Genomic DNA, 1,355 nt, shown 5'->3' with positions numbered 1-1,355 from the left:
CTCAAAGATGTGAGTTTGTTAGATATGCTTATTGGGAAGACAGTTGAAATTGCACTAGAAAAAGAAATCATCCAAAGTAAAACAATTATCGTCGATGCTACACATACAAAATCACGTTATAATCAAACCGATACAGTTTCTACAAGAGAAATCAAAAAATGTCCGAAAATCCGTATATAAAATCGATGAATCTATGAAAACTAAATTCCCATCAAAATCTAATTCTAACGATGTGAAAATAGAAGTGGATTATTGCAATGAGATCATTTCCATCGTAGAAAAAGAATCGCAAATCGCTACAATTCCAACTGTGAAAGAAAAGTTAAATGTATTAAAAGAAGTCGTAGAAGATTACAAGGAACATCTTAGTTTCTCCAGTGATCCTGATGCACGGGTCGGGCATAAAACAGCTGATTCTTCTTTTTTTGGTTTTAAAACACATATCGCGATGAGTGATGAACGTATTATTACAGCTGCGATCGTCACAACTGGTGAAAAAAGTGATGGGAAATTCTTAAAAGAATTAGTCGAGAAAAGTAAAGAAACCGGTATGGAAATAGAAACAGTAATAGGTGATGCAGCGTACTCAGAAAAAGAAAATATTCAATATGCGAATCAAAATGAACTACAACTAATAGCGAAATTAAATCCTAACATCACACAAGGTACTAGAAAAAAGGAGGATGAATTTGAATTTAATAAAGATGCGGGCATGTACATATGTAAAGCAGGACATTTAGCTATACGCAAGGCACGTACAGGTAAGAAAGGTATTAATAAAAATCAAAAAGACACTTATATGTTTGATATTGAAAAATGCAAAGTATGTCTACTACGTAATGGATGTTATAAGGAAAGTGCAAAAAGTAAAACGTATTCTGTCACAATTAAATCAACTGAGCATCGAGAACAAGAAGCATTTCAAAATAGTGAAGAATTTAAATCATTAGCAAAAGAAAGATATAAAATTGAGGCGAAAAACAGTGAACTCAAACATAGACACGGGTATGATGAAGCATCATCGTCGGGTTTAATTGGCATGCAAATACAAGGAGCAACAGCTATATTCGCAGTCAACCTCAAACGAATTCTCACGCTGATTAAAGCAGAGAAGTAAGTCAATATAAAAGAAATAGATCACTTCCTATTCAAAAACTAAACAGGAAGTGATCTATTTTGTTTTGAGAAACAATTACTAATTTAAAAGCGCAACTTTTTCAGTGGCCTCGTATGCTGCCGGAGTCATCTTTTTTAATGTCCATTGCTTTCTTGTATTGTTATAGTGGTCCATGTATTCATCAACCATTCGTCTTAGTTCTACTATACTGGTTGCTTGTATATAAGGTATTTCATCT

1 protein-coding gene and 1 pseudogene are annotated in these 1,355 nt (G+C 33.4%); one reads left to right on the top strand and one right to left on the bottom strand.

Annotation, left to right across the window (positions count from 1 at the left end; all coding sequences use genetic code 11):
- Positions 1-1,117: pseudogene (locus tag KJS58_RS24770) on the top strand (transposase); the annotation flags it as partial.
- 78 nt (positions 1,118-1,195) lie between these two features.
- On the opposite strand, the gene KJS58_RS24765 reads toward KJS58_RS24770, so the two are convergent.
- Positions 1,196-1,355 (bottom strand): IS3 family transposase (locus tag KJS58_RS24765; protein WP_249717903.1); only part of this gene is annotated, 160 nt, incomplete at its 5' end.

Source organism: Paenibacillus sp. J45TS6, from assembly GCF_018403285.1.
GTDB lineage: Bacteria > Bacillota > Bacilli > Paenibacillales > Paenibacillaceae > Paenibacillus.
Note: the sequence above shows the minus strand (reverse complement) of the source record. Positions and strands in the feature narration are given on the sequence as shown.